Raw genomic sequence first — 23,069 nt, 5'->3', positions numbered from 1 at the left:
GCGATGACGACTACCGTACAAAACTATCTGGATAAAGGTCTGCGCGGCCTCTGGTATCCGGTACTGGCGAGCTGGGAAGTGCAGTCCGCGCCGGTGGGGATTACCCGCCTGGGCGAGCAGATTGTGGTCTGGCGCAATAAAGACGGCCAGGTGCAGGCGCTGGAAGACCGCTGTCCGCACCGCGGCGCACGCCTGTCGATGGGCTGGAACCTTGGGGACCGTATTGCCTGCTGGTACCACGGCGTGGAAGTGGCGGGCAATGGCGAAGTGAAAGATGTGCCCGCCGTGGACAAATGCCCGCTGGTCGGCCAGCAGTGCGTGCGCAGCTATAACGTGCAGGAGGCGCACGGCGCCATTTTCCTGTGGTTCGGCGTCACTGCTGACCAGCAGCCTGACGAGCTGACTTTCCCGGATGAGCTCGCCGACACGGACAGTTTCAGCAACTTCCTCTGCACCGCCGCGTGGAAATGCAATTACCAGTACGCGCTGGAAAACGTCATGGACCCGATGCACGGCACCTATCTGCATTCGTCGTCACATTCGATGGCAGAAGGGGATCGCAAGGCCGACATGGTGCTTCAGCCGACCAAAACCGGCTTCATCTTCGAGAAAAAGGGGCAGAGCGGCGTCAATTTCGACTGGGTGGAATTGGGCAACAGCGGCACCTGCTGGATGCGTCTCTCCATTCCGTATAAGAAGCGTTTCGGACCGGGCGGCCACTTCTTTATCGTCGGCATGGTGGTGCCGGAAGATAACGACAACTGCCGCGTCTTCTTCTGGCGCATCCGCCGCGTGCAGGGCTGGCAGCGCGATATGTGGCGCTTTATGTACCGCAATCGTCTGGAAAAACTGCACTGGGAAGTGCTGGAGCAGGACCGCGTGGTGCTGGAAAGCCTGGCGCCAAATGCCCGTGACCATGAATACCTCTACCAGCACGACGTCGGGCTCTCGCGCCTGCGCCGCATGATGCAAAAGGCCGCGAAAGAACAGCTGGCGATGCGCGAAGCGCAGCAGGGAGCCGCCTGATGAACGGACTGCTGAGCGGGAAGCGCATCGTCGTGACCGGCGCCGCGCGCGGGCTGGGTTACCACTTTGCCAGCGCCTGCGCTGCGCAAGGTGCCTGCGTGGTGATGTGCGACATCCTCAAAGGCGAGCTGGCCGAAAGCGCCCACCGTCTGAGCGAGCAAGGGTATGCAACCGAATCGCACGTTATCGATCTGGCCGATCCGCAGTCCATCGAGCAGGTATTCAGCGCCATTGGCAAGCTGGGGCAGATTGACGGCCTGGTGAACAACGCTGCAATGGCGACCGGCGTGGGCGGTAAAAACATGCTGGATTACGATCCGGATCTCTGGGATCGGGTGATGAGCGTGAACGTCAAGGGCACCTGGCTGGTGACGCGTGCCGCCGTGCCGCTGCTGCGCGAAGGGGCGGGGATTGTGAACGTGGCGTCCGATACCGCGCTGTGGGGCGCGCCGCGCCTGATGGCCTACGTGGCCAGTAAGGGGGCGGTGATTGCGATGACCCGCTCAATGGCGCGCGAGCTGGGCGATAAACGCATTCGAATCAACGCTATCGCGCCGGGGCTGACCCGCGTCGAGGCCACCGAATATGTGCCCGCCGAACGCCATCAGCTCTACGAAAATGGCCGCGCGTTAACGGGCGCGCAGCAGCCGGAGGATGTCACCGGAAGCGTGGTCTGGCTCTTAAGCGATCTGTCGCGGTTTATCACCGGGCAGCTGATCCCGGTCAACGGCGGTTTTGTCTTTAACTAAGGTATGGCGATTATGGCAAACGATCAGGAAGTGAAGTATCTGGTGCCGGGGCTTGAACGCGGTTTGCAGCTGCTGTTGGCCTTCGGCGAGCAGCATCGCGAGCTGACCTTTGCCGAGCTACATCGGCTGGTGGATATGCCGAAGGCCACTGCCTACCGCGTGGTGCAGACGCTGGAGTATATGGGTTTTCTGGAGCGCAATGCGCGCACCAATACCTTCTCGCTGGGCATGAACGTGCTGCGTCTGGGCTTTGAGTACATCGCCTCGCTGGATGTGGCGCAGGTAGGCCAGCCGGTGATCGAGCAGCTTCGCGATGTCAGCCAGTGCAGCAGCCATCTGGCGATCCGCGACGGACGCGACATTATTTACATTGCCCGCGTCAGCGCCGCCGGGTCGCGTATCAATCAGGTCAGCATTGGCACCCGTCTGCCGGTGCACTGTACCTCGCTTGGGCGCATGTTATTGACCGATATTTCCCGCGCCGATTTTGAACAGCTGTTCCCGCACGAGCGGCTGCCGGGCAACACGCCGGGGCAGCTTCACGACCGCGAAGCCCTGTGGCAGATGGTGCAGCAGGACAAAGCCCGCGGATATGTGATTGGCGAGTCTTTCTTCCGCCACGGCATCTCTTCCATCGTCTATCCGGTGTATGACCGAAGCCAGCGCGTGGCGGCGGTGGTCAGCATTCTGGTGCCGTCGGAGGAGATCCCGCAGACCGACCGCGAGCGGCTCCAGAACGAGGTTCGCCTCGCGGCAGATAAAATTTCTGGCTTCTTAGGGTACCTGTCACAGGCCAGTTAAATCAGTGAGTTAACGTCAGGCGCTTCAGTGCGTCGGGCATGTTTTACGCCCAATTTGGGCCAGATGAGGCAACGAACGATGAGTGTAACCGGAATTGAAAAGCTGGAATTTGGCGTGGAAGACCTGACGCACTGCGCCAAATTTATGCGTGATTTTGGCCTGACGGGCGATGCCAGCGGCCAGCGTTTTACCACCCTGAGCGGCGCGCGCGTGGAGCTTAATCCGATTGACAGCCCCGACCTGCCGCCAGCCTTTGAAGCGGGCAACACCCTGCGCCGCATGACCTGGGCGGTGGCCACCCCGGCAGACCTCGATGCGCTGCGCCCGAAGCTTGCCGGGCAGCCTGGCTTTCGTGAAGTGGGCGACGCCCTGGAGTGCCGCGATCCGAACGGCATGACGCTGCGCGTGCAGGTCAGCCAGCAGACCGACGTGGAGCTGAACGTTGAGCCGATTAACCAGTGGGGAGACGCTCGCCGAATCGACACCCCCAGCCCGGTCTACGATCGCGCCCAGCCGATTAACGTCGGGCACGTGGTGTTTTTCGTTGAGGAGCTGGCCGCGGTGGAGACATTCTATCGCGAAGTGCTCGGCTTCCAGGTCTCTGACCGCTACATCAACCGCGCCGTATTCCTGCGCTGCGGCGTGCGCGGCGGCCATCACAACCTGTTCCTGCTGCAATTACCGAACCGCAAGCGCGGGCTAAACCACGTTGCGTTTACGGTGCGCGACATCCACGAGGTGATCGGCGGCGGTATCGCGATGAATAAAAATGCCTGGAGCACGTTTATTGGGCCGGGCCGTCATCCGGTGTCGTCGGCCTATTTCTGGTACGTCAACAGCCCGACCGGCGGTGCGTTTGAGTATTACACCAACGACGATTACCTGACCGAAAACTGGCAGCCGCGCGAGCTGGAGCATTCGCTGGTCTCCTTCACCGAATGGGCGGTGGAAGGCGGCATCGACCACGACACGCGCCGTCAGCAGAAAAAGCCGGAGGCGGTATGACGTCGCGCATTGTCATTATCGGCGGCGGTCAGGCGGGCGGCTGGGCGGCAAAAACCCTCCGCGACGAGGGCTTCGAGGGCGAGATTTGCGTGGTGGCGGAAGAAGCGTGGGATTTCTACGAACGTCCGCCGCTGTCGAAGGCGTCTCTGCTGGAGCCTGACGCGGCGCTCCCGCGGCTGTTTTCCGAAGAGGCACAGCAGGCGCTGGATCTGACCTGGTACCGCCCACTGCGTGCGGAGCAGATCGACCGTCAGACAAAAACGGTGCGTTTAAGCAACGGTACGCATCTTAGTTACAACATTCTTTTGATTGCCACCGGAGGGCGGGCGCGTCTGCCGGGCGAGGCGTGGGAGGCGCATCCGCAGGTCTATACCCTGCGCCACTGGCAGGATGCGCAGCGTCTGAAGGGGCGTCTGGCGCAGAGTAAAACCCTGGCGATTGTGGGCGGCGGCTGGATCGGCCTTGAGATTGCCGCCTCCGCGCGCAAAAACGGCGTGGCGGTCACGCTGTTCGAGCAGCAGCCCGCACTGTGCATGCGGTCGGTGAGCGGAGAAGTGTCGCAACGCTTAGCGGCCATCCATCGCGAACAGGGCGTCGACATCCGTACCGGCTGCGGCGCGCTGGAGCTGGAGGACGACAATGGCCTGCCGGTTATTCACTGTGATGGCCAGCGCGAAACCTTTGATGCGGTGGTGGTCGGGATCGGCGTCGATCTCAATCTGGAACTGGCGCACGATGCGGGGCTTCATACCGGGCGCGGGATCGTGGTGGACGCTCAGGGGCGTACCTCGGATCCGTTCATCTTTGCGGCTGGCGATGTGGCTCAGCATCACCACTACGGCTTGTGCATTCAGTCGTGGGCATTTGCCCAGAATCAGGCGGTGGCGACGGCGAAAGCGATGCTCAACCCCGATGCGCCAGGCTACGACGACGCGCCGTGGCTGTGGTCGGATCAATACCAGCACAATATTCAGATCCTCGGCATTCCGCAGCCGGGCAGCAACACGATAGCGCGTGAAGATTCGCTCTTTTTCTCGCTGGATGAAAACGGGCGACTGATGCAGCTGGTGGCGTTTAACGATGCGCGCACCGTCAAGCTGGCGAAACGCTGGATGGCGGCAGGGCGGGATTTATCGGACGTACCGCTCGCCGACCCGACTTTTTCACTGATGTCATTGCGATAGCTAACCCGTACCCGTAGGGGGAGAGATGACCACATTAGAGACCAACACCGCGCCCGTTGAGGCAGGCGGTGAGGGAACCCGCACGCCTGAAAAAGCAGTGCGCTGGGCTATCCCGCTGTCGCTGCTGGCCTGCGTGCTGCTGGCGTTTTTCGACAAAATCAGTATTGCGGCGCTGTTTTCTGACAGCCATTTCCAGCAGGCGATGGGGATCGATTTCGACACCACGCGCCTCGGCATTCTGATGAGCGCCTTTCTGCTGAGCTACGGTTTTTCGTCAGTCTTTCTCAGCGGGCTGGGGGATAAAATCGCGCCGCTGCGCCTGCTGACCGGGATGATGGCGATCTGGTGCGTGCTGATGGTGGCGATGGGCTTTACCCACAACTATACGCTGATGATCGTGCTGCGCATTCTGCTGGGGGTGGCGGAGGGGCCCCTGTTCCCGCTGGCCTTCGCCATTGTGCGTCACAACTTCCCGCAGCATCTGCAGGCGCGCGCCACCATGCTGTGGCTACTTGGCACGCCGGTGGGCGCGGCGATTGGTTTTCCGCTCTCCCTCTGGCTGCTGAACACCTTCGGCTGGCAGAGCACCTTCTTCGTGATGGCGATGCTTACCGTGCCGGTATTGATTTTCGTGCGCGTCGGTCTGCGTGGTATCCGCCTGGAGGCGAAACCTGGCACCACGCAGGCGTCTCAGGATGAGCGGCGTGCCGCGCGGCGCGAGCTGTTCGTCAGCCCGCACTTCTGGATCATCTGCATCTTTAACATCGCCTTCCTGACCTACCTGTGGGGCATCAATGGCTGGCTGCCGGGCTACCTGATCAAAGGCAAAGGCATTCACCTGGAGCATGCGGGCTGGCTGTCGTCGATGCCGTTCATCGCCATGCTGGCGGGCGAAGTGATTGGCGCGTGGCTCTCTGACCGGGTCGATAAGCGTGCGGCAGCCTGCTTTATCTCCATGGCGGGCGCGGCTGTCGGGCTGGCGGCGGTCATGCACCTCGACACCCCGCTGACCATCATCGCTGCGATGAGCTTCAGCACCTTTATGTGGGGCACTGGCGCACCCAACATTTTTGCCCTGCTGGCGAAGGCCACTCATCCACGGGTGAGCGCGACGGCGGGCGGCATTTTCAACGGGCTGGGAAACTTCGCGGGCGCACTGTCGCCAGCGGTGATGGGGGCGCTTATCGCCTTCACCCACAGCATGGATTCCGGGCTGATTTTTCTGGCGGTGATGGCGGCGGTGGGCTGCGTCCTGTTACTGCCGCTGCTGAGACGTTACTGAGGAGAGTGTCATGACTGATTCAACCGTAACCCATAAATCAGGCATCAAACCTGAGCACCTGACGATGGAAGAGTGGGTCGAGTCGCGCATCGCGCGCTTTGAAGGCCGTAAGTACGACTGGAACGCGCTGAAGTTCCAGGCCGACTATGACCCGAAATATCGCCGGGCGCAGATGCGCTACATCGGCACCGGCGCAACGGGCGTGGCGAACGACACCAACACCGTGCAGGCGGACCATTTCACCTTCTCCACCATGGTGCTGCCGTCGAAGTGTGAAGGGCCGCTGCACCTGCATGACGACGTGGAAGAGGTGTTCTTCATGCTTAAAGGGCAAATCACGCTGATGATCCAGGACGGCGAACACTACACCGAAACCGTGCTGCGCGAGCGTGACCTGATCTCCGTCCCGCCGGGTATCTATCGCGGCCTGTTTAACCACGGGGAAGAAGAGGCGCTGATGTGCGTCATGCTGGGGACCAACAAGCCGGAAATCCCAACCTATCCCGCCGATCATCCGCTTTCAAAAGTGAAGCGGAACTAAGGGGGCATGATGACGGGTTTTCGTGAACAGGGAAGCGGCATTCCGCTGATGCTGCTGCATGGGATCAGCTCGGGTGCTGCCTCCTGGCATAAGCAGATGGCGCTGAAGGGTTTTCGCGTGCTGGCGTGGGACATGCCTGGTTATGGCGAAAGCCCGATGCTGACCGTAGAACGGGCGAGTGCGGGAGATTACGCCGATGCACTGGCGGCAATGCTTGACCGCGCGGGCGTCTGGCAGGCGGTACTGGTCGGCCATTCTCTCGGGGCGCTGGTCGCCAGCGCCTTTGCGGCGAAGTTTCCCGACCGGGTGCGGCATCTGGTGCTGGCAGATGCCGCGCAGGGCTACGGTCAGGCCGCACCGGAGCAACGCGAGCAGGTCTGGCGCAGCCGCGAGCAGCAGATGGCGCTGGGCGGTGAAATCCTTGCCCAGACCCGCGCGGCGAAGCTGTTGCGCCCCGGCGCCCGCGGGGAAGATATCGCCACCGTCGCGTCGGGCATGCGCAAGCTGCGTCCTGAGGGCTACCTTGCCGCCGCGTGGATGCTGGCACACGACGATATTCACGGCTGGCTTAAACGTTACTCCGGCACGTTTGAGGTCTGGTGCGGCGAGCAGGATGCGATCACGCAGCCCGAGCTGGTGCAGGGGCTGGCACTGCGCTACGGCATGCCGTTTACCGCCATTCCCTTGGCCGGGCACGCCAGCTATCTCGATAACGCGGCGTTTTTTAACCAACAGCTTTTACGCATTAACGAAGAGGTGCGCGATGAATGCACAAATTGACGGGCGCGTAGCGGTAGTCACCGGCGGTTCTTCTGGCATTGGCTTTGAAACGCTGCGCCTGCTGCTGGGCGAGGGGACAAAAGTGGCTTTCTGCGGCCGAGACCCGGACCGGCTCGCCAGCGCCCACGCGACGCTGCAAAACGAATACCCGGACGGCGAGATTTTCTCCTACCGCTGCGACGTGCTAAACGCTGCCGAAGTCCAGGGCTTTGCGGATGCCGTTCAGGCCCGCTTTGGCGCGGCGGATATGCTGATTAACAACGCCGGGCAGGGCTATGTGGCGCATTTCAGCGATACCCCGCGCGAAGCGTGGCTGCACGAAGCCGAACTGAAATTGTTCGGGGTGATCAACCCGGTGCAGGCGTTTCAGCCTCTGCTGGAGCGGTCCGATATCGCCTCCATTACCTGCGTGAACTCCCTGCTGGCGCTGCAGCCGGAGGAGCACATGATCGCCACTTCTGCCGCCCGTGCTGCGCTGCTGAATATGACGCTGACGCTCTCAAAAGAGCTGGTGGGTAAAGGTATCCGCGTGAATTCCATTTTGCTCGGCATGGTGGAGTCCGGGCAGTGGCAGCGCCGCTTTGAGAGCCGGACGGACAAAAGTCAGAGCTGGCCGGAGTGGACGGCGGATATCGCGCGTAAACGTGGCATCCCGATGGCGCGTCTCGGCAAGCCGCAGGAGCCCGCGCAGGCGCTGCTGTTCCTCGCCTCGCCGCTGGCGTCATTCACCACCGGCGCCGCGCTGGACGTTTCCGGCGGCTTCTGCCGCCACCTGTAAGGACACATTATGAAAAAGATCATGTTAATTGGTTTTGGCGCCATGGCGCAGGCGGTGATTGAGCGTTTACCCGCGGGCGTGGCTATCGGCTGGATCGTGGCGCGTGAATCTCATCATGCGGCGATTCACACACAGTTTGGTGATGCAGTGATGGCGCTCGGTACGCCGGTGGCGTGCGCTGACACGCCCGATCTGGTGCTGGAGTGCGCCAGCCAGCAGGCGGTGGCGCAGTACGGCGAGGACATACTGCGTCGCGGCTGGCATCTGGCGGTGATCTCCACCGGCGCGCTGGCGGACAGCGCGCTGGAGCAGCGTTTGCTCAGTGCTGGCGGCAAGCTGACGTTGCTCTCCGGCGCGGTTGCCGGTATTGACGGGCTGGCGGCGGCGAAAGAGGGCGGGCTGGAACGCGTAACCTATCAGTCGCGCAAAAGCCCGGCCAGCTGGCGCGGCAGTTATGCTGAGCAGCTTATCGACCTTAACGCGGTGTCTGAGGCGAGCGTTTTCTTTGAAGGCAGCGCCCGCGAGGCGGCGCGCCTGTTCCCGGCGAACGCCAACGTGGCGGCGACGGTGGCGCTCGGTGGCGTCGGGATGGACGAGACGCGCGTGCAGCTGATGGTCGACCCGGCAACGAAGCGCAATACCCACACGCTGCATGTCGAAGGCGTGTTCGGCGAGTTCCATCTTGAGCTGAGCGGGCTGCCGCTGGCGTCTAACCCTAAAACCTCCACTCTTGCAGCACTGAGCGCGGTACGCGCCTGCCGCGAGCTGGCCCTGAGCTGAGGAGCGATGATGGACGATCTGAAGATTTTTATCGGCGGCCACTGGCGACATGGTGGTGGCAACCCGATGCAGAGCCATTTCCCGGCAGACGGGTCGATCAATGCGACGCTGAATGCGGCAAGTCTCGACGATCTGAATGACGCAATCGAGGCCGGCGAGCGGGCGTGGCGCGATCCCGCGTGGCGCAGCAGCATGCCGCACATGCGCGCGAGGATCCTGCATAAGGTCGCGGATCTGATTGAATCCCGCGTCGAGGAACTGGCGAAAATGCAGAGCCGCGATAACGGCAAGCCGCTCGCGGAAGCGCGTGGGCTGGTGATGAGTGCGGCAGGGACGGCGCGCTACTTTGCCTCTGCCTGCGAGCTGCTGGAAGGGGAACTCCCGACGCCACGCCAGCCGGGTCTGCTGACCCTGAGCCGCTATGAACCGCTCGGCGTGGTGGCTGCCATCACGCCATGGAACTCGCCGATTGCCAGCGAAATGCAAAAGGTTGCCCCGGCGATTGCCGCCGGAAATGCGGTGATCCTCAAACCTGCCGAGGCCACGCCGCTGATGGCGCTGGAGCTGGCGCGTATTTTTGAACAAGCCGGGCTGCCCGCCGGGCTGCTGAGCGTGCTACCCGGTAAAGGCTCGGTGATTGGCGATGCGCTGGCGCGTCACCCTAAGGTGCGCAAAATCTCCTTTACCGGTGGCACCACTACGGGCCGCCATCTTGCACACGTGGCGGCGGAAAAGCTGATCCCGGCATCGCTGGAGCTGGGCGGAAAATCACCGACCATCGTGCTGGAAGACGCAGACATCGAGCAGGCCGCGCGCGGCATCTGCTACGGCATTTTTAGCTCGGCAGGGCAGGCGTGCATTGCCGGTTCACGGCTGTTTATCCACGAGAGCATTTACGCGCCGCTGATGTCGCGGCTGCTTGAGCTCACGCGCGGGCTGCGCGTCGGACATCCGTTTACCGACGGCACCCATGTCGGGCCGCTGATTAACCCTAAACATCGCCAGAGCGTGCAGGATTATGTCGAGCTGGCGAAGCGCGAAGGGGGCCGCGTGCTGTGCGGCGGGGAGATCCCGGCCGATCCTGAGCTGGCAAACGGCAGTTTCTTCCTGCCCACCCTCATCGAAGGGCTGAGCAACAGCGCCCGCACGTGTCAGGAGGAGATCTTCGGCCCGGTACTGGTGGCGATGCCGTTTCGCGACGAGGCCACGCTTATCCGCGAGGCCAACGACTCGGTGTACGGTCTGGCGGCGGGGATCTGGACGCGCGATGCCGGGCGCGCGCTGCGCCTGAGCGAACAGCTTGAGGCGGGCACGGTGTGGATCAACACCTACAAAGTCTTTGCGATTTCAACCCCGTTCGGGGGCTTTAAAGAGAGCGGTCTGGGCCGCGAAAAGGGCATTCAGGGGCTGAAAGCCTGGATGCAGCAAAAGAGCATTTATCTGGCGACGGGTAACAGCGTCAACCACTGGTGCGACTGAGAAAGGGTGAGCAATGAGCGAAATGATAACCGTCGGCGACGCCATCGCCAGAACGCTGGAGCAGTATCAGGTTGAGGCCATCTACGGCGTCATCTCCATTCACAACCTGCCGATCGCGGATGCGGTCGGGCAGCGCGGCAACATTCGCTTCGTGCCCGCGCGCGGCGAAGCGGGATCCGTGACCATGGCCGACGCCCACGGACGTTTTTCCGGTCTCGGCGTGGCGCTGACCAGCACCGGTGCGGGTGCGGGTAACGCGGTAGGCGCGCTGGTAGAAGCGATGAACGCCTGCACGCCGCTGCTGCATTTAACCGGACAGGTCGAAAAAGCCTGGCTGGATGCCGATACCGGATTTATCCATGAAACCCGCGACCAGCTGACCTTCCTGAAGGCCAGCTCCAAACGGGCGTACCGCATCAGCAACGCCAACCAGGCGATAGCTATCCTGCACAAAGCGATTCAGGACGCGCAGACGCCGCCGTGCGGGCCGGTCTCTGTTGAGATCCCGATTGATATTCAGAGTGCCAACATTCCGCTTTCGCTGGTGACCGCACCGGTGAAACCGACGTCGGTCGCCACCGTGGACCCCGCGATAGTTGACGCACTCTGGGGGCAGCTGAAGCAGGCAAAACAGCCGTTGCTGTGGCTGGGCGGCGGAGCGCTGAGAAGCGCTGATGCGGTGAAAAAGCTGGCGGATGCAGGCATCACCGTCATCTCCAGCACCCACGCGCGCGGCGTGCTGCCGGACAGCCATCGCGGTAGTCTGCGGGCGTTTCACAACTCGCCATCCGTTGAAGCGCTCATCGCGCAGTGTGACTTTACGCTGGTCGCCGGTTCACGCCTGCGCAGCAACGAAACCCGCTCATGGACGCTGGCGCTGCCGTCTCCACGGGTACAGGTAGATATCGACCCGGCGGCGGCGAGCCGTAATTATCTGATGGATAACACGCTGATAGCCGATTGTTCCGCGTTGCTTAGCGCGCTGGCCGACAACGTACAGGGGCGTGAGTGGGGCAACGCGCAGTGGGACGCGCTGGTTCAACAGGCGGTTGAGCAAGCCGGGCAGGGCCTGCGCGATCAGTGCGGCCCCTATGCGAGACTTAACGATGCCATCGAGAAAGCGCTTCCGCAGGACGGCCTGCTGGTGCGCGATATCACCGTGTCCGGCAGCCTGTGGGGCAGCCGCCTGTTCCGCGCCAACGGCCCGCTGATGAACATTCACTCGCTGGCCGGAGCCATTGGTATGGGGCTGCCGATGGCCATTGGCACCGCGATAGCTAACCCGCAGCGCAAGGTTGTGGGGCTGGTGGGTGATGGTGGTCTGAGTCTGAACCTCGGCGAACTGGCGACGCTGGCCCAGGAGAAAGCCAACGTGACGCTGCTGATCATGAACGATGGGGGGTACGGCGTAATGCGTGGTATTCAGGATAAGTATTTCGGCGGGCGTCAGTATTACAACGAGCTGCATACGCCGGACTTCACGCTGCTGGCGCAGGCGATTGGCCTGCAGGCATGGAGTGTTGAGCGTGCCGATGATTTTGATGCCGTTATGACAGAAGCGCTGGCGATGCCGGGCCCGTCGGTAGTGGAAGTGCGGATGGGGCAGATTGGCGCCCTGAAGTTTGCCGGGCCGCCGCAGAAGACGCTGTATTGATATCGTGGATATCGCCCGGTGGCGCTGCGCTTACCGGGCCTACGGTTTCTCACTCAATAACAGCGAAAAAACCGTAGGCCGGGTAAGGCGAAGCCGCCACCCGGCTTTTTTCATCAGAACACGTTAAACGGGTATTCCACGTAAGCACGGATCTCATCCCCACCCACGTTGTAATCGCTGGCGTTGCTGGAGACACGCAGCACGGAATAGCGCAGCTTCAGCTTCAGATCTTTCGCCGGACCATCCTGCACCTGGTACTGGATCTGGTTGAACCACTCATGCTCTTTGCCGTTGCTGGTTTCAGAGGTTTTGATGTTATCGCCACGTACGTAGGCGGTGGTCCAGCTCAGGCCCGGCAGGCCGAGTCCGCCAAAGTCCAGACCGTACGATGCCTGCCATGAGCGTTCGTCTTCGCCGTTGAAATCAGACCAGTAGGAGTTAGCCAGCCAGATGGTGTTGCCGCCGTCACCCACACCGCCCTGGTCGCGGTAGCCACCGTAGTTGTAGCCGGTGCTGCCGCTGCTCTGCTGGTATGCCACCTTGAACGTGTGAATGTCCCAGATATAGCTCGCTGCCAGGCTCCAGATGGTGTTGCTGCGGCCCGTGTCGAGGCTGTCGGCGTAACCCTGCTCCAGACGCGAGTTATAGCCGTTAAAGTCGAGTACCAGCTGCTGCCCGGTGCTGAACGGTTGTTTGAAGTTCAGGCCCAGGTACTGCTTGTTCATTACCTCTTCATTATGCGAGGCATACACCGCACCGCTGAACTGCTCGTTAAACTGGTAGCTCGCGCCACCGAAGGTCAGGCTCTTCAGGCCGCTGTCGTGGCGGTCATCACTTTTGCGCTGCTCGTCGGTGAAGTAACCGGCGTTGACTTCCAGACCGTCGATCTCTTTTGAGGTCAGCAGGGTGCCGGTGTAGCTTTCAAACAGCAGGCGGGAGTTGTCGGCATTCACGATCGGTAGCTCAGGACGCTGACTACCGTAGCTCAGCACGGTATTTGAGATACGCATTTTGGCGGTTGCGCCAAATTTCGCTAAATCGGATTTTGCCCGGCCATCGTCTTCCTGTTTAAAGAAGTCGATACCGCCCGCACCGCTTTTTCCACGGCCACCGTCCAGACGAACGCCATACTGTGCAATGCCGTCTACACCAAAGCCCACCAGCCCTTCGGTATAACCGGATGTGAAGGTGGCAATAATACCCTGGCCCCATTCGGCTTTATCCTGCTGGCCCTGATGATAGTCGCGACTGATATACGCATTGCGTAAAAACAGGTCCAGATGGCTGTCGTCAATAAAACCCTGACTGTCGGATTGCTGGCTTGCAGCGGCGGGTAATGCGGCGAATAATCCTAAAGCAATTAACGATAATTCTTTTTTCACGGAGGGAACGTCTCTGTCTTAATATATTAAAATGAATTACTGCAGGTCGGATAATTACCCGAATGGTTAATGATTGCAATAATTATGTGTCCAGACGTTTCAGCGCTAAGAGCCGGATATGGAGAGGGTTTTGCGGGAGTTACCGATACGTGCGATTAAGTTGGCAATTCATGCGAAATAAAAAGGAGGCAAATTTGCCTCCTTCCAGAATTATTTAATTCCATCTGCGGCCATACGGTCGCGAATATGTTGTGCACGTTCTTCTGAGGCCGGGTGATCGTCAAACATGGAGCTCTGGCGTCCCGCTTCCAGCTTCGCCAGTTTTTCGAAGCTGGTGGCTAAACCTGACGGATTAATCCCGCGTTTGCGCAACAGATCGTAAGAATAGTCATCCGCTTCGGACTCCTGGCGCTGGGAGAACTGGGAATTGACCAACTTTTCTCCGACATCGCCGAGCTGTGACTGAGACAGGCTGCCCACGATACCGCCCGCAGAGGCAGCCGCCGCACGGATGGCGTTGGTGCCTAAGGCGACCTGCATCCCTTTTTTCACGTGGCCGAGCGCAACGTGACCCATTTCATGGCCGATAACCGCTTCCACTTCGTTGTCGGTCATCACATCCATCAGCCCGCTATAGACGCGGATGCAGCCGTTTGCCATCGCGAAGGCGTTGACGTCTTTAGCCATGTAAACCTTATAGTTCACCGGCTGACCGTTGATGTTATCGCCGAGCGCGGAAGCAATCTTATTCAGACGCTGTGTGTAGGTACTGTTAGCCGGCGCAATCGTGGCTTTTCCGTCCATATCTTTACAGGCCTGATCGCTCAGCGCTTTAACCTGCGCATCGCTCAGGGAGTAGGCCTGAAAGGCTTCTGCGCCTGACGTCATCAGACCGTTAGAATCCATATTCTGACAGCCGCTCAGCATGAGCGTTGTACCCAGGGCCAGCACTATTGCACGCATTTTCATGAAGTTGCTTCCGTACTTGTTAATCTCAATAAAATCCGAAAAGTGCACCCGCAACGAAGCCGGGGCCGGGATAAGTATAAGGAATATCTACAGGCGCGGGCGAGCAGATTGCGCAACATGCGAGCATGATCCAGAGATTTCTTAAGCTGCAAAAGAATGGTCCATGTACATGCCCTGCGGCTTGGGTTACATTGTTGGCACTTTTTTCCGGCGTAGCCCAAAACGCGCTGTCGTCAAGGGCATGGCCTTTAACAGTCCGATCTGGAGTTAAAATGTCCTCACGTAAAGAGCTTGCTAATGCTATTCGTGCGCTGAGCATGGATGCAGTACAGAAAGCCAAATCCGGCCACCCGGGTGCCCCTATGGGTATGGCAGATATCGCCGAAGTCCTGTGGCGTGATTTCCTTAACCACAACCCGCAGAACCCGGCATGGGCTGACCGCGACCGTTTCGTGCTGTCTAACGGCCACGGCTCTATGCTGATCTACAGCCTGCTGCACCTCACTGGCTACGATCTGCCTATTGAAGAGCTGAAAAATTTCCGCCAACTGCACTCCAAAACTCCAGGTCACCCGGAAGTGGGTTACACCGCTGGCGTAGAAACCACCACCGGCCCACTGGGTCAGGGTATTGCTAACGCAGTGGGTATGGCGATTGCTGAGAAGACGCTGGCGGCGCAGTTCAACCGTCCTGGTCATGACATTGTTGACCACTTCACCTACGCGTTCATGGGCGACGGCTGCATGATGGAAGGCATTTCTCATGAAGTGTGCTCCCTGGCAGGTACCCTGAAGCTGGGTAAACTGGTTGCGTTCTATGATGACAACGGCATCTCCATCGACGGTCACGTTGAGGGCTGGTTCACTGACGACACCGCAGCACGTTTCGAAGCCTACGGCTGGCACGTTGTGCGTGGTGTTGATGGCCACGATGCTGACTCGATTAAACGTGCAGTAGAAGAAGCGCGCGCGGTCACCGATAAACCGTCCCTGCTGATGTGCAAAACCATCATCGGCTTCGGTTCTCCGAATAAAGCGGGTACGCATGACTCCCACGGCGCACCGCTGGGTGACGCGGAAATCGCATTGACCCGTGAAGCATTGGGCTGGAAACACCCTGCATTCGAAATTCCATCTGAGATCTATGCTCAGTGGGATGCAAAAGAAGTGGGCCAGGCGAAAGAAGCTGCCTGGAACGAGAAATTCGCCGCCTATGCGAAAGCCTTCCCTCAGGAAGCGGCTGAGTTTACCCGTCGTATGAAAGGCGATATGCCGTCTGACTTCGACGCGAAAGCGAACGAATTCATCGCTAAGCTGCAGGCGAACCCATCTAAAATCGCCAGCCGTAAAGCGTCCCAGAATGCGATCGAAGCATTTGGTCCATTGCTGCCTGAATTCCTCGGCGGTTCCGCTGACCTGGCGCCATCTAACCTGACTCTGTGGTCTGGTTCTAAGCCAATTAACGAAGACACTGCCGGTAACTACATCCATTACGGTGTACGTGAATTCGGTATGACCGCGATTGCCAACGGTATCTCCCTGCACGGCGGTTTCCTGCCGTACACCTCTACCTTCCTGATGTTCGTAGAGTATGCGCGTAACGCCGTGCGTATGGCTGCGCTGATGAAACAGCGTCAGGTGATGGTCTACACCCACGACTCCATCGGTCTAGGCGAAGATGGCCCAACTCACCAGCCGGTAGAGCAGGTGGCTTCCCTGCGCGTGACCCCGAACATGAGCACCTGGCGTCCATGTGACCAGGTTGAATCTGCGGTAGCGTGGAAATACGGCGTTGAGCGTCAGGACGGCCCAACTGCGCTGATCCTCTCCCGTCAGAACCTGGCACAGCAGGAGCGTACGCCAGAGCAGCTGGCGAACATCGCTCGCGGTGGTTACGTGCTGAAAGACTGTGCAGGCCAGCCTGAGCTGATCTTCATCGCGACCGGTTCTGAAGTTGAACTGGCGGTTGCAGCATGGGAAAAACTGACTGCCGAAGGCGTGAAGGCGCGCGTGGTCTCCATGCCGTCTACCGATGCGTTCGACAAACAGGATGCGGCTTACCGTGAATCTGTTCTGCCTAAAGCGGTTTCTGCGCGTGTGGCAGTGGAAGCGGGTATCGCTGACTACTGGTTCAAATACGTGGGCCTGAATGGCGCTATCGTCGGTATGACCACCTTCGGTGAGTCTGCGCCAGCAGAATTGCTGTTCGAAGAGTTCGGCTTCACCGTTGATAACGTTGTCGCTAAGGCGAAAGAACTGCTGTAATTGCTTGTACGGTGCGGGCTGATGCCCTCACCCCAGCCCTCTCCCACAGGGAGAGGGAGTAAACACTAAAAACGGTAACCTTTGGGTTACCGTTTTGCTTTTACCTCGCCGGTATTATTCCACCGAAAATGTGACGCATGTCATATAGCACGCTTATTCATCTGGACAGCCATTCCTTTTATTCCGCGATTCGCTTATTCTTGCTGAAGCGTTTCAGTCGATTAAATGTTCGACAATTGACCAATCAATCGCAGTTTGTGATAGCAAAGATTCCCCTTCGGGCGTAGCTGGATTACTCTTTCAGCCACCTCAAACTCAGGGATAGCTTTGCAGGAGATCTATGACCGTACGCGTAGCGATTAATGGCTTCGGTCGCATCGGGCGCAACGTGGTTCGTGCTTTATATGAATCCGGGCGTCGTGCGGAAATAACCGTGGTGGCAATCAACGAACTGGCGGATGCTGCGGGCATGGCGCATTTGTTGAAATATGACACCAGCCACGGCCGCTTTGCCTGGGATGTTCGCCAGGAAAGAGAGCAGCTGTTTGTCGGTGACGATGCCATCCGCGTGCTGCATGAAAGCAGTATCGCAGGGCTACCGTGGCGTGAGCTGGGCGTGGATGTGGTGCTCGACTGTACCGGGGTTTACGGCAATCGCGAACATGGCGAAGCTCACCTGGCAGCCGGTGCGAAAAAAGTCCTGTTTTCTCATCCCGGCAGTAACGACCTCGACGCGACCGTCGTGTTTGGCGTCAACCAGCATGAGCTGCAGGCTGAACACCTCATCGTTTCCAACGCCTCCTGTACCACCAACTGCATTATTCCGGTCATCAAGCTGTTAGACGATGCGTATGGCATTGAGTCCGGCACCGTGACCACGATTCACTCCGCCATGCACGACCAGCAGGTTATTGATGCCTACCATCCGGATTTACGACGCACTCGCGCGGCGAGCCAGTCAATCATCCCGGTAGATACGAAACTGGCGGCAGGGATCACCCGAATTTTCCCGCAGTTTAATGACCGTTTTGAAGCGATTGCCGTGCGTGTCCCGACGATTAACGTCACCGCAATCGACCTGAGCGTGACGGTGAAAAAACCGGTAAAAGCCTGTGAAGTCAACCTGTTGCTGCAAAAAGCGGCACAGGGAGCATTTCATGGTATAGTTGACTATACGGAATTACCGTTGGTCTCAGTAGATTTTAACCACGACCCGCACAGCGCTATTGTTGATGGCACGCAAACGAGGGTCAGTGGCGCACACCTTATCAAGACGCTGGTCTGGTGTGATAACGAATGGGGCTTTGCTAACCGGATGCTCGACACCACGTTAGCAATGGCCGCTCAAGGTTTCAGGTAAGACGCATCGTGCGTCTGCAAAACTTTAAGAATCAACGAGAGGATTCACCATGTCTGTAATTAAGATGACCGATCTGGATCTGGCTGGTAAACGCGTTTTCATCCGTGCTGATCTGAACGTACCGGTTAAAGAGGGTAAAGTGACCAGCGACGCGCGTATCCGTGCATCCCTGCCAACCATCGAACTGGCTCTGAAGCAGGGCGCGAAAGTGATGGTCACCTCCCACCTGGGTCGTCCTACCGAAGGCGAGTACAACGAAGAGTTCTCTCTGCTGCCAGTGGTTAATTACCTGAAAGACAAACTGTCCAACCCGGTTCGCCTGGTAAAAGATTACCTGGACGGCGTTGAAGTGGCTGCTGGTGAGCTGGTTGTTCTGGAAAACGTTCGCTTCAACAAAGGCGAAAAGAAAGACGACGAAACCCTGTCTAAGAAATACGCTGCACTGTGCGACGTCTTCGTGATGGATGCATTTGGTACGGCGCACCGTGCTCAGGCCTCTACCCACGGTATCGGTAAATTTGCAGACGTAGCATGTGCGGGTCCTCTGCTGGCTGACGAACTGGAAGCACTGGGCAAAGCGCTGAAAGAACCTGCTCGTCCAATGGTCGCTATCGTTGGTGGTTCTAAAGTGTCTACCAAACTGACCGTGCTGGATTCCCTGTCAAAAATCGCTGACCAGCTGATCGTTGGCGGTGGTATCGCGAACACCTTCGTTGCTGCTCAAGGCCACAACGTGGGTAAATCCCTGTACGAAGCGGACCTGGTTGACGAAGCGAAACGCCTGCTGGGCACCTGTGACATCCCGGTTCCAACTGACGTTCGCGTGGCGACCGAGTTCTCCGAAACCGCAACCGCGACCCTGAAATCTGTTAACGACATCAAAGATGAAGAGCAGATTCTGGACCTGGGCGACGTTTCTGCACAGAAACTGGCTGATATCCTGAAAAACGCAAAAACTATCCTGTGGAACGGTCCTGTTGGCGTGTTCGAATTCCCGAACTTCCGCAAAGGGACTGAAATCGTGGCTAACGCTATTGCAGACAGCGAAGCGTTCTCTATCGCAGGCGGTGGTGACACCCTGGCAGCTATCGATCTGTTCGGTATCGCTGACAAGATCTCCTACATCTCCACTGGTGGCGGTGCATTCCTCGAATTCGTGGAAGGCAAAGTACTGCCAGCAGTAGCAATGCTCGAAGAGCGCGCTAAGAAGTAAGCCATTCAAGGGCAGGGAAACCTGCCCAATTTTCAGCGCGCTTATCAGAGCTCGCACCTTTTCTAACGGCCGAAGATACAGGACTAAGCAACATGTCTAAAATTTTTGATTTCGTAAAACCTGGCGTTATCACTGGTGATGACGTACAGAAAGTGTTCCAGGTAGCTAAAGAAAACAACTTCGCTCTGCCAGCAGTTAACTGCGTAGGTACCGACTCCATCAACGCCGTACTGGAAACCGCTGCCAAAGTTAAAGCACCGGTTATCGTTCAGTTCTCTAACGGTGGTGCTGCGTTCATCGCGGGCAAAGGCGTGAAAACTGACATTCCACAGGGTGCTGCTATCCTGGGCGCTATCTCTGGTGCGCACCACGTACATCAGATGGCTGAGCACTACGGTGTTCCTGTTATCCTGCACACCGACCACTGCGCGAAGAAACTGCTGCCGTGGATCGACGGTCTGCTGGACGCGGGTGAAAAACACTTCGCAGCCACCGGTAAACCACTGTTCTCTTCTCACATGATCGACCTGTCTGAAGAGTCACTGCACGAAAACATCGAAATCTGCTCTAAGTACCTGGCGCGCATGGCCAAAATGGGCATGACTCTGGAAATCGAACTGGGTTGCACCGGTGGTGAAGAAGACGGCGTGGACAACAGCCACATGGACGCTTCTGCCCTTTACACCCAGCCAGAAGACGTTGATTACGCGTACACCGAGCTGAGCAAAATCAGCCCACGCTTCACCATTGCAGCGTCCTTCGGTAACGTACACGGCGTTTACAAACCAGGTAACGTGGTTCTGACTCCAACCATCCTGCGTGATTCTCAGGAATACGTTTCTAAGAAACACAACCTGCCTCACAACAGCCTGAATTTCGTCTTCCACGGCGGTTCCGGTTCTTCTGCTCAGGAAATCAAAGACTCCGTCAGCTACGGTGTGGTGAAAATGAACATCGATACCGACACCCAGTGGGCTACCTGGGACGGTATCCTGCAGTACTACAAAGCTAACGAAGCTTACCTGCAGGGTCAGCTGGGCAACCCGAAAGGCGAAGACCAGCCGAACAAGAAATACTACGATCCACGCGTATGGCTGCGCGCTGCACAGACTTCAATGATTACTCGTCTGGAGCAGGCATTCAAAGAACTGAACGCGGTAGACGTTCTGTAATTTGAGCTGCTGAAAGCGTTAAAAGGCCCGCAATAGCGGGCCTTTTTTTATGCTTTTTCAATATCCTGCAATACCTGTTTTTGTGATCTGCTTGGCAATACGCGTACTTTTTGTTTACCCTTTACTGACCTGCCTGTCTCGCTATGGGATGGTTTTTGTTGTTTATAAGAGCATAAGGAAAGATAAATGGAAGATCTCGGTGTTGTAGATAGCATCAATAACGCTGGCTCCTGGCTGGTGCGCAATCAGGCGCTGCTCATCAGCTACGCCGTGAATATTGCGGCGGCAATTGCCATTATTGTCGTGGGGATGATTGTTGCCCGTACCGTTTCCCGAGCCATCAATCGCGTCATGCTCACTCGCCACATTGACGCCACGGTTGCTGATTTCCTGTCAGCGCTGGTGCGCTATGGCATTATCGCGTTTACCCTCATTGCGGCATTAGGCCGTGTTGGTGTTCAGACCGCCTCCGTCATTGCCGTGCTGGGCGCCGCCGGTCTGGCCGTTGGTCTGGCACTTCAGGGCTCGCTCGCTAACCTGGCGGCTGGCGTTCTGCTGGTCACCTTCCGTCCGTTCCGCGCCGGTGAATATGTCGATCTTGGCGGCACGGCGGGTACCGTGCTGAATGTGCAGATTTTCTCCACCACGCTGCGTTCGATAGACGGTAAAATCGTGATAGTGCCGAACAAGAAGGTCATCGACGGGAACATCACCAACTTCTCCCGTGAGCCGGTACGTCGTAATGAGTTGATTATCAGCGTAGCGTACGACTCTGATATCGATCAGGTGAAGTCACTGATTAGCAACATCATTGCCTCCGACGATCGTATTCTGAAGGATAAAGAGCAGACTATACGCCTGAACGAACTGGGCGCGTCCTCTATCAACTTCGTGGTGCGTATCTGGAGCAAAAGCAGCGATCTGCAAAACGTATACTGGGACGTGCTGGAACGTATTAAGCGTGAGTTTGACGCCAACGGCATCAGCTTCCCGTATCCGCAGATGGACGTAAACGTCAAAAAAGTCAAAGAAGCAGAGTAACGTCACACCCAGGCCCGGTAAGCGTCAGCGCCACCGGGCTTTATTTTTATAAGCCCTGCTAATCCCCAATTAATATTATCCATTTCCTCTAATGTGATTCGCGCAGTATAGTCTGCATCCAGAACATTACTGTGAGAATTTCGTCATGTTATCCTATTATTTTCAAGGGCTTGCTTTAGGTGCGGCCATGATCCTTCCCCTCGGCCCCCAGAATGCGTTCGTGATGAACCAGGGTATTCGCCGCCAGTATCATCTGATGATTGCCCTGCTGTGCGCGGTGAGCGATTTGCTGCTGATCTGCGCCGGGATTTTTGGCGGGAGTGCGCTTCTGATGCAGTCGCCGTGGCTGCTGGCGCTGGTGACCTGGGGCGGTGTGGCCTTCCTGCTGTGGTACGGATTCGGTGCGTTGAAAACGGCGATGAGCAGTAACCTCGAACTGGCAAGCGCTGAAGTGATGAAGCAGGGGCGCTGGAAGATTATCGTCACCATGCTGGCGGTGACCTGGCTTAACCCGCATGTCTATCTGGATACCTTCGTGGTGCTGGGTAGCCTCGGCGGACAGTTAGACGTTGAGCCTAAACGCTGGTTTGCGCTGGGAACCGTCAGCGCGTCGTTCCTGTGGTTCTTCGGTCTTGCGATTCTGGCGGCGTGGCTGGCGCCACGACTGCGGACCGCCAAAGCCCAGCGCATCATTAATACGCTGGTCGGTCTGGTGATGTGGTTTATCGCTTTCCAGCTGGCGAAAGAGGGCGTTCATCATGTTCAGGGTTTGCTCAACTAAGCGTTGTCTTATGGACAACTGAGCCAGACCCGCTAAGCTTGCTGGCATGAGCCCTGTTTCTGGGGCACTCTTCGCAACATGGAGGAATGACAGTGAAGTTTAAAGTGATGGCCCTGGCGGCATTAGTGAGTTTAGGTGCGGTGTCGGCGCAGGCGAGTGAACTGCCGGATGGCCCGCACATTGTCACGTCAGGCACCGCAAGCGTGGACGCGGTACCGGATGTTGCAACCCTGGCAATTGAAGTCAACGTGGCTGCAAAAGATGCCGCCTCTGCCAAAAAACAGGCGGACGACCGCGTTGCGCAATATCTCTCCTTCCTGGAACAGAACGGTGTCGCCAAGAAAGACATCAGCTCTGCTAACCTGCGTACCCAACCGGATTACGACTACCAGAACGGCAAAAGCATCCTGAAAGGCTACCGTGCCGTGCGTACGGTTGAAGTGACCGTGCGTCAGCTGGACAAGCTGAATTCACTGCTGGATGGTGCGCTGAAGGCCGGTTTGAACGAAATCCGTTCCGTGTCGCTGGGCGTTGCGCAACCGGAGAAATACAAAGACGAAGCGCGTAAAGCGGCGATTGATGATGCCATTCACCAGGCTGAACAGCTGGCGTCCGGCTTCAAGAGCAAGCTTGGCCCGGTATACAGCGTGCGTTACCACGTCTCTAACTATCAGCCAAGCCCGATGGTACGGATGATGAAGGCTGACGCGGCACCGGTTTCTGCGCAGGAAACTTACGAGCAGCCAACCATTCAGTTCGACGATCAGGTGGATGTGGTGTTCCAGCTGGAGCCCGTTGCAGCACAGCCGAAACCGGCTCAGTAACCTG

At 58.3% G+C, this 23,069-nt stretch carries 21 protein-coding genes; 19 read left to right on the top strand and 2 right to left on the bottom strand.

Translation table 11 applies throughout. The annotated features are described in order from the left end of the window. The first annotated feature begins 3 nt into the window (after window positions 1-3). The 12 genes from ABFI50_RS05230 (at window position 4) to ABFI50_RS05175 (ending at window position 12,059) form a co-directional block, all read left to right on the top strand. Entirely contained in the window at window positions 4-1,026 is a 1,023-nt protein-coding gene (locus tag ABFI50_RS05230) for an aromatic ring-hydroxylating dioxygenase subunit alpha (protein WP_014885172.1), read from the top strand. Next, window positions 1,026-1,775 carry an SDR family oxidoreductase gene (locus tag ABFI50_RS05225; protein ID WP_164955153.1) on the top strand — a complete coding sequence of 250 codons (750 nt, stop codon included), beginning with the start codon at window positions 1,026-1,028 and terminating at the stop codon, window positions 1,773-1,775. Before ABFI50_RS05230 ends, ABFI50_RS05225 begins: the two co-directional genes overlap by 1 nt. 12 nt (window positions 1,776-1,787) lie before the next feature. Continuing rightward, the gene (locus ABFI50_RS05220; RefSeq protein WP_014885170.1) at window positions 1,788-2,576 is read left to right on the top strand and encodes an IclR family transcriptional regulator; all 789 of its coding nucleotides are present in this window, start codon (window positions 1,788-1,790) and stop codon (window positions 2,574-2,576) included. A gap of 78 nt (window positions 2,577-2,654) precedes the next feature. Next, window positions 2,655-3,581: a VOC family protein gene (locus tag ABFI50_RS05215; RefSeq protein WP_014885169.1), complete on the top strand. Its 927-nt coding sequence runs from the start codon at window positions 2,655-2,657 to the stop codon at window positions 3,579-3,581. Further along, window positions 3,578-4,765: an FAD-dependent oxidoreductase gene (locus ABFI50_RS05210; RefSeq protein WP_347485533.1), complete on the top strand. Its 1,188-nt coding sequence runs from the start codon at window positions 3,578-3,580 to the stop codon at window positions 4,763-4,765. The genes ABFI50_RS05215 and ABFI50_RS05210 overlap by 4 nt, the downstream gene beginning before the upstream one ends. Before the next feature lie 25 nt (window positions 4,766-4,790). After that, on the top strand, window positions 4,791-6,047 hold the full coding sequence (locus ABFI50_RS05205) for an MFS transporter (protein WP_023338769.1): 1,257 nt from the start codon (window positions 4,791-4,793) through the stop codon (window positions 6,045-6,047). 10 nt (window positions 6,048-6,057) lie between these two features. Next, the gene (locus tag ABFI50_RS05200) at window positions 6,058-6,588 is read left to right on the top strand and encodes a cupin domain-containing protein (protein WP_014885166.1); all 531 of its coding nucleotides are present in this window, start codon (window positions 6,058-6,060) and stop codon (window positions 6,586-6,588) included. Between the two features lie 9 nt (window positions 6,589-6,597). Further along, the gene (locus tag ABFI50_RS05195; RefSeq protein ID WP_180262284.1) at window positions 6,598-7,368 is read left to right on the top strand and encodes an alpha/beta hydrolase; all 771 of its coding nucleotides are present in this window, start codon (window positions 6,598-6,600) and stop codon (window positions 7,366-7,368) included. Continuing rightward, window positions 7,352-8,146 (top strand): SDR family oxidoreductase, encoded by a 795-nt coding sequence (locus ABFI50_RS05190; protein WP_014885164.1) that lies wholly within the window; start codon window positions 7,352-7,354, stop codon window positions 8,144-8,146. Before ABFI50_RS05195 ends, ABFI50_RS05190 begins: the two co-directional genes overlap by 17 nt. Window positions 8,147-8,155: 9 nt before the next feature. Then, on the top strand, window positions 8,156-8,926 hold the full coding sequence (locus ABFI50_RS05185; RefSeq protein WP_023331260.1) for an aspartate dehydrogenase: 771 nt from the start codon (window positions 8,156-8,158) through the stop codon (window positions 8,924-8,926). Between the two features lie 9 nt (window positions 8,927-8,935). Continuing rightward, window positions 8,936-10,405 (top strand): aldehyde dehydrogenase, encoded by a 1,470-nt coding sequence (locus ABFI50_RS05180; RefSeq protein WP_248230870.1) that lies wholly within the window; start codon window positions 8,936-8,938, stop codon window positions 10,403-10,405. 13 nt (window positions 10,406-10,418) lie between these two features. Continuing rightward, window positions 10,419-12,059, top strand: a complete 1,641-nt coding sequence (locus tag ABFI50_RS05175) for a thiamine pyrophosphate-binding protein (RefSeq protein ID WP_032635597.1) — start codon at window positions 10,419-10,421, stop codon at window positions 12,057-12,059. A 113-nt stretch (window positions 12,060-12,172) separates the two neighbouring features. On the opposite strand, the gene ABFI50_RS05170 is transcribed toward ABFI50_RS05175, so the two are convergent. Together ABFI50_RS05170 and ABFI50_RS05165 are read right to left on the bottom strand one after the other, a co-directional pair. Further along, window positions 12,173-13,441, bottom strand: a complete 1,269-nt coding sequence (locus ABFI50_RS05170; RefSeq protein WP_023337739.1) for an OprD family outer membrane porin — start codon at window positions 13,439-13,441, stop codon at window positions 12,173-12,175. Between the two features lie 210 nt (window positions 13,442-13,651). After that, window positions 13,652-14,410, bottom strand: coding sequence for a M48 family metallopeptidase (locus ABFI50_RS05165; RefSeq protein WP_032635602.1), 759 nt, complete (start codon window positions 14,408-14,410; stop codon window positions 13,652-13,654). 272 nt (window positions 14,411-14,682) lie between these two features. Between ABFI50_RS05165 and tkt the strand changes: the two genes are divergently transcribed. From tkt to ABFI50_RS05130, 7 genes are all read left to right on the top strand, one after another. Continuing rightward, window positions 14,683-16,674 carry a transketolase gene (gene tkt, locus ABFI50_RS05160; RefSeq protein ID WP_023331255.1) on the top strand — a complete coding sequence of 664 codons (1,992 nt, stop codon included), beginning with the start codon at window positions 14,683-14,685 and terminating at the stop codon, window positions 16,672-16,674. A gap of 340 nt (window positions 16,675-17,014) precedes the next feature. Continuing rightward, complete coding sequence (epd, locus tag ABFI50_RS05155; RefSeq protein WP_014885157.1) at window positions 17,015-18,034, top strand: erythrose-4-phosphate dehydrogenase; 1,020 nt, start codon at window positions 17,015-17,017, stop codon at window positions 18,032-18,034. A gap of 49 nt (window positions 18,035-18,083) precedes the next feature. Further along, window positions 18,084-19,247: a phosphoglycerate kinase gene (gene pgk / locus ABFI50_RS05150; protein WP_014885156.1), complete on the top strand. Its 1,164-nt coding sequence runs from the start codon at window positions 18,084-18,086 to the stop codon at window positions 19,245-19,247. Between the two features lie 92 nt (window positions 19,248-19,339). Continuing rightward, the gene (fbaA, locus tag ABFI50_RS05145; RefSeq protein WP_014885155.1) at window positions 19,340-20,419 is read left to right on the top strand and encodes a class II fructose-bisphosphate aldolase; all 1,080 of its coding nucleotides are present in this window, start codon (window positions 19,340-19,342) and stop codon (window positions 20,417-20,419) included. A gap of 186 nt (window positions 20,420-20,605) precedes the next feature. Then, complete coding sequence (gene mscS / locus ABFI50_RS05140) at window positions 20,606-21,460, top strand: small-conductance mechanosensitive channel MscS (protein ID WP_023331254.1); 855 nt, start codon at window positions 20,606-20,608, stop codon at window positions 21,458-21,460. A gap of 145 nt (window positions 21,461-21,605) precedes the next feature. Then, the gene (gene argO, locus ABFI50_RS05135) at window positions 21,606-22,241 is read left to right on the top strand and encodes an arginine exporter ArgO (RefSeq protein ID WP_023338768.1); all 636 of its coding nucleotides are present in this window, start codon (window positions 21,606-21,608) and stop codon (window positions 22,239-22,241) included. 92 nt (window positions 22,242-22,333) lie between these two features. Continuing rightward, window positions 22,334-23,065: an oxidative stress defense protein gene (locus ABFI50_RS05130; protein ID WP_014885152.1), complete on the top strand. Its 732-nt coding sequence runs from the start codon at window positions 22,334-22,336 to the stop codon at window positions 23,063-23,065. The last annotated feature ends 4 nt before the right edge of the window (window positions 23,066-23,069 follow it).

This window comes from Enterobacter sp. HNDS-6 (assembly GCF_039850505.1).
Taxonomy (GTDB): Bacteria; Pseudomonadota; Gammaproteobacteria; order Enterobacterales; family Enterobacteriaceae; genus Enterobacter; species Enterobacter kobei.
This window is presented reverse-complemented; position numbering and strand designations above follow the sequence as displayed.